6 protein-coding genes and 1 pseudogene are annotated in these 5,349 nt (G+C 58.1%); 6 read left to right on the forward strand and 1 reads right to left on the reverse strand.

The annotated features are described in order from the left end of the window. Positions 1-173 precede the first annotated feature (173 nt). Entirely contained in the window at positions 174-599 is a 426-nt protein-coding gene (locus F1609_RS33675) for a hypothetical protein (protein WP_167082262.1), read from the forward strand. 51 nt (positions 600-650) lie between these two features. Here the strand turns inward: F1609_RS33675 and F1609_RS33680 are convergent, their stop codons facing one another. Beyond that, positions 651-1,178, reverse strand: coding sequence for a hypothetical protein (locus F1609_RS33680; RefSeq protein ID WP_167082264.1), 528 nt, complete (start codon positions 1,176-1,178; stop codon positions 651-653). Between the two features lie 300 nt (positions 1,179-1,478). On the opposite strand from F1609_RS33680, the gene F1609_RS33685 reads away from it, so the two are divergent. The 5 genes and pseudogenes from F1609_RS33685 to F1609_RS33700 all read left to right on the forward strand — a co-directional run bounded on the left by F1609_RS33685 (position 1,479) and on the right by F1609_RS33700 (position 5,275). Further along, on the forward strand, positions 1,479-1,937 hold the full coding sequence (locus F1609_RS33685) for a hypothetical protein (protein ID WP_167082266.1): 459 nt from the start codon (positions 1,479-1,481) through the stop codon (positions 1,935-1,937). Positions 1,938-1,960: 23 nt separating this feature from the next. Next, positions 1,961-2,407 carry an SUKH-3 domain-containing protein gene (locus F1609_RS33690; RefSeq protein WP_167082268.1) on the forward strand — a complete coding sequence of 149 codons (447 nt, stop codon included), beginning with the start codon at positions 1,961-1,963 and terminating at the stop codon, positions 2,405-2,407. A 245-nt stretch (positions 2,408-2,652) separates the two neighbouring features. Continuing rightward, positions 2,653-4,219: pseudogene (locus F1609_RS33695) on the forward strand (type VI secretion system Vgr family protein); the annotation flags it as partial. A 141-nt stretch (positions 4,220-4,360) separates the two neighbouring features. Continuing rightward, positions 4,361-4,960, forward strand: coding sequence for a bacteriophage T4 gp5 trimerization domain-containing protein (locus F1609_RS35535; RefSeq protein ID WP_441294939.1), 600 nt, complete (start codon positions 4,361-4,363; stop codon positions 4,958-4,960). Positions 4,961-5,020: 60 nt separating this feature from the next. Further along, positions 5,021-5,275, forward strand: a complete 255-nt coding sequence (locus F1609_RS33700; RefSeq protein WP_167082270.1) for a hypothetical protein — start codon at positions 5,021-5,023, stop codon at positions 5,273-5,275. Positions 5,276-5,349 lie beyond the last annotated feature (74 nt).

Here is a 5,349-nt window from a genome sequence, read left to right on the forward strand (position 1 = left end):
ATACGGTAGTCGATTTACACGTCAGGGCACCACGCAGATAGCATGGGCGCCTGGGACACGATTAAAGCATTGGTAATACATTGGATTAGAGCTCGCTTCGGCGGGCTTTTTTTTCGTCCGGGTTTTCGGTCTTCTTTTAAGACCCGAGAACCGCCATTCTCACTGGATGCGATATGCGCGCAATTTGCGACATTTGCGGGAAAACTTCCGACCACCCCACGCTCTGCTCGCTGTGCGGAAACCCGATCCTGAGCGATCAAGAGATCGCCGCGTTGCCGGCCAGCAGAGGATATGGATGGGCAACCTTCAAGCTCGGCGGTGAGAACACCGGCGCGCTCTGCTATCTGCGCCGGGAACTGTCACGCATGGAGGAGTTCACCTTCTTGCGGCTATTACGCTCGCAGCTGCCGATGATCAGCGATGGCGACGCGCAGGTAAGCATCTTGATGGACGAAGGCTTTTTGACTTCGATACGCCGGGACATCATGGCGCATTTCCCTGGCGTGTCTGTCGACTTCTCGCTACGGAACTTCAGCACCGCCGCCGAGGGCGATGAGTTGGTGCGGACATACTGGGACGAGCAGGGTGATCGCGGTTGAGAAAACATGCTCAAGCCGGGATCGCCGTTCAAGAAGCCCGGTCTTTTACGTTCAGGCTGAGTAGGTCGCCCGTCCCTGCGTCAAGCCGAACAGCGGGTTGGCATTCTGGATCGGGAGGTCGAACTGTTCGAACGGAATATCGCTCATGAATGTCCACCAGGCCGCCTGCACGGTGCGCGCGTCGCCCATGGGATCATCGACGGGTACGCGCTCCATTTCAAACGCGCAGTCGATGCTGCAGTCGCAATTGGCGGCGGCAGTCAGGCCGCGCCAGTCGGCCGGCTGCGTCATCTTGTTCAGATGCGCCGAGACGCCGACCATGCGGGCACGCAGGCCGGTGGTCGCGGTCCAGTCGATGTTGCAGGTGTTGAGCCAGGCATGATAGACCTGCGCCGTCCCCAGTTCCTTGCGCAGCGACGCCATCTCGTGTTCGCTCAGGAAGCCGTCTTGCTTGAGTGCCCAGAAGGTGCGGGTTTCTTTCCAGTAAGCGACGGCTTTAAGGGCCTCGCTGCCGCTGCGCCGGCCCAGGGCGCGGGTGACTGCGGCTTGCAGTTCGGACTTGCTGGAATAGTCTGGCATTACTTCCTCCGTATCGACGTTATCTTGCTCGGTTGCTGCTGTCGTCAGGTTGGTCGGGACGCCGCCGACCGGTTTAAGCCGAGCGCGATGTCACCACAGTTAAACCCATGCAGGTAGATGATCTATATCAAGTTTCGTGCCAGGACCGCCGCGTGCGGTTTTCCTGATTGTCCGGGGCGCGGAGGGTCAATACGGCGCGGCGACTGTGTCAAAATCAGGGTTTTACACGCATTCATTTACATGTCAGTGTCAATATGGTGGGTGTGGGAAGGGGACTTTTTTGGGTCAGAAGGAGAAGCAATGAACGAGAATGCCCGCGCTGCGGTGGATGCGGAACCGTGCGCGCATGGCACATTAAGGCACGAACGCACCTGTCCCGCATGTTCCCGAGAGGCCTCTGTCACGCTCGGCTACGGCGATGTGTACGGGGCTTTGCGAAGTTGGGAATCGTTTGATTGCCGCTACTGCGGCATGAAGTGGGAGTCCGACGACAGGGGATTTCTTCAGCCCGAACCACGCGCGCGCATGCTGGCGGCGTACGGTACGTGGACGGTCCGGATGGGGCGTGCGCAGTCGGCATTCAATGCCGTCAAGGTGCTGCGCAACGCCCTCGGGCTCGAGCTGATGGAGGCGTACGCCATGCTCAAGCATGAATCGGGGATCGTTTTGACTGGAACCAGCCAAGAATGCGCGTGGCTCAAGGGATTGCTGGAAAAGGCCGGTGAACGTCCGGTGATGAACCAAGTTACGCTGGCGTAACGGGGGCAATCAACGGTATGCAGATGAAATTTGAAAAAACCACCTATGATTTTTTGAGAAAAATGACATGGACCGACCATCGCGAAGTCGATCCGGCGCCTTTCCTTGCTTGCCTGGTCGCGGACGGCTACACACTGTTCCCGCAGGCGAAGCGCTTCTTCCAGCGTTTCGGCGGACTTGGCGGCGACATGCCGGCGTATCGGGTGGCGGGCGTGTTCGACCGCATCGACTTCGATCCGGCGCAGGCCATCTACTACACCAGCCGCGAGACGGTCAGCGACTACGAGAAGCGCGTACACGAAAAACTGCTGGTGATCGGCATGGCATACAACCGGCACATGACGCTGATGTTGTCCGAGTCGGGCCGCATGCTGGGCGGCTACGACGATTTCTTGTGCCTCATCGGCAACCATGTGCAGGAAGGCATGAGCAACCTGTTCGACCGGCGCGAGATGCCTGAATTGCCTTAGCACCTCAACGTATCGCATTCAGTTATTGACGCTGGTTCCACCGTGCGCGCTGCTCCAGGTAGATATTTTTGTACGCCGCACATTGCTTTCCTTGCCCCTGCGCAACGTTTGTCAAATATAAGTCCGCTAAAGTTCCTGACACCGTTCCGGTGTGTTCCATACCAACACTTTTGACCACTTCCAGCGCCGTGTTTTTGCAGCGCGATGGGGGATGGATCTTCAGTGTTTATCGACCAGGAAATTCTATGACCAAAGCGTTATCCGGCTTGCAAAAACTCATCAGTGGACGTCAGCACAAGCGCCTCTTGCGTCTGTCGTTTCCAAGGAACGACGCGCCCGCTGCTCAGCTACTGGTCAATAAGCTCGATGCGATAGAAAGCCTTTCGCGGCCGTTTGAGTTTAACGTCGAGCTGCTTTCGGACGATCCCAACATCGCTCTAAAAGACCTGCAAGGCAAAATGCTGTGCATAGAACTGGTACGAAGGGATGGCAGCATGCGCTATTTCACCGGTTGCGTGTTCAGCTTCGGTCTGAAGACGGTGGATGGCGGCATCTCATACTACCAAGCCAGACTTTGCCCATGGTACCAATATCTGAGCATGCGCAAGGATAATTACCTGTTCCATTACACAACCATGTATCAGCAAACCGCCAGTATTTTCGGCGATTACGGCAATCTGGCCGAGTGGGACTGGCGAGTGCGGGGCGCTGCCGCTGTGATTACCGACTGCTGTCAGTTCGACGAAAGCGATCGCAATTTCCTGGAGCGGCGCTGGGTCGCGGCGGGCATCGTATATTGGTTCGAGCATACCGCTACAGGCCACAAGCTGGTTCTCTGACGACTCCACCTGCGCCGAGCCGATCGACGGCGATCCGGAAGTGCCTTTTCAGCGTCATGGTGGCTCCGTGATTGAAGATGGCATTGCCGAATGGTCGCCCGTGCGGCACATCGTACATGGCACGGTGGCACTGGCATCGTACGATTTCAAGGCCCCCCGACCGGCGTCCACGTCGCTTCCGACAGTCAACCAACAGGGCGACGTCCTCAATATTGAATCCTACGAATATACCGGCGCCTTCGGTTTTGGCGGCGGAGCGCGTGCGCTTGCCGAACTGCGCATGGAGGAAGTGGAGGTGGCTGGAAAACAGTTCGCAGGTAGCGGTAATTGCCGCTACCTGATGCCGGGACGCTGGTTCCGGCTGACCGGTCACTTCGATGCCAGCGACATGTCAGACGATGCCCAGGCGCGCGAGTTTCTGGTCACGGAGGTCAGGCATAGTGCCAGCAATAACTACCATCTCAAGGACGCTGCGGAATCGCACTACGAAAACAGTGTGACGTGCATCCGCAAGATCATCCCGTTTCGTGCCGGCCGCGACCACAACAGCGTGGAGACCAAAATCCACGGCATCCAGACCGCGACCGTGGTGGGACCCGTCGGCGAGGAGATCCATACGGATGAATATGGCCGCGTGCGCGTCCAGTTCCACTGGGACCGGGCGGGGACCAGCGATGAGAAGAGCTCGGCCTGGATTCGGGTGGCGACGCCATGGGCCGGCGCCAACTTCGGCATGACGTCGATTCCGCGCATCGGTACCGAAGTCCTGGTGCAGTTCATGGACGGTAACCCTGACCGGCCAATCATCACCGGCATGGTGCCCAATGCGGACACCATGCCGCCATGGCCGCTGCCGGCGAATAAAACCCAGAGCGGCATCCTGTCGCGCTCGACGCCGGGCGGCAGCTATGAGAACGCCAATGCCTTGCGCTTCGAGGACAAGAAAGGTCAGGAGCAGTTGTGGCTGCACGCGGAGAAAGACCAGTTGACCGAGGTCGAGCATGACGAGGACAAGTGGGTTGGCAATGACCGGCGCAAGACGGTCGACCGCGACGAAACTACCCGGATCAAACGCGACCGGATTGAAACGGTCGACCGGGATGAGACGGTGACCGTGCATCACGATCGGACTGAAACTGTAGACAACGACGAAAGCATCACTATTCACCATAACCGCAAGGAGCGGGTCGATCACGACGAAACGATCAGCGTTGGCGTTAACCGGATCGAGGACGTGGGCAAGAATGAAACGCTTGGCATCGGCGTCAACCGCAGCAAGAGCGTCGGTAAAAACGAGAAGGACAGGATCGGCAGGAACTGGTCGATTAATGTCGGCAAGATGAAGACCGAAACGATCGGCATGGCCTACATGCAGAATGTCGGCATGGGGCGCGTGGAAACGGTCGGCATGGGCTACAACCTGAACGTCGGCGTCATGATGGTGACAATGGTGGGCCAGAGCCAGACGACCACTGTTGGCAAGACGATTGCCGTGTCGGCGGGCGAGAAAATCGAATTGGTGTGCGGGAAATCGAAGTTTGTGATGACGACGGAAGCTATCTACCTGGAGAGTAATGAGGTGCATATCAAGACGGGCAGCAAGGTGCATATCGACGGCCCCGACGACGTGATGCTCAATTCAGGCACGGCCAAGTCACCGCCGGGGACCGACGAGTCCGACCCGTCTTGGGAGCGTCCGGGCACGTGCTTCTGACATGTGCCGCACGCTGTTTCAGCGAGCCTGTAAAACCCACTTGCAATGTAAGGACTGCCAATGATGCAGCGGCCCCCACGTGAACTGGCCAGCCTGAATTCACCCTGCGCCATCGTCGCCAACCACTCAGGCGTGCCCTATTTCTGGTTCGAGCAAACCGGCCCAGAGGGAGAAAGGATCGATGTGCTTGTCGTCCGCGCTACCTTCGACTTCGCCTCCGGCGGCTCGCTGATGACACTGGCGCAGACACAGCACGAGATCGTGCTAGGAGTCTGCGCGGCAGAAACTGATGCAATCCGAATGGTGACGAGGTAAACTTGTCAAATGACGACGAGCTACCTTCCATACGATCAGCATCAGCAAATGCTGCTTCCCCATGCTTTGCAAGA

It is taken from the genome of Massilia aquatica (genome assembly GCF_011682045.1).
Classification (GTDB): domain Bacteria; phylum Pseudomonadota; class Gammaproteobacteria; order Burkholderiales; family Burkholderiaceae_D; genus Telluria_A; species Telluria_A aquatica.

Bases quoted from the DNA above. Each gene is read 5' to 3' on its own strand.
- F1609_RS33675 (WP_167082262.1), top strand. From the start codon at position 174: ATGCGCGCAATTTGCGACATTTGCGGGAAAACTTCCGACCACCCCACG.
- F1609_RS33680 (WP_167082264.1), bottom strand. From the start codon at position 1,178: ATGCCAGACTATTCCAGCAAGTCCGAACTGCAAGCCGCAGTCACCCGC.
- F1609_RS33685 (WP_167082266.1), top strand. From the start codon at position 1,479: ATGAACGAGAATGCCCGCGCTGCGGTGGATGCGGAACCGTGCGCGCAT.
- F1609_RS33690 (WP_167082268.1), top strand. From the start codon at position 1,961: ATGAAATTTGAAAAAACCACCTATGATTTTTTGAGAAAAATGACATGG.
- F1609_RS33700 (WP_167082270.1), top strand. From the start codon at position 5,021: ATGATGCAGCGGCCCCCACGTGAACTGGCCAGCCTGAATTCACCCTGC.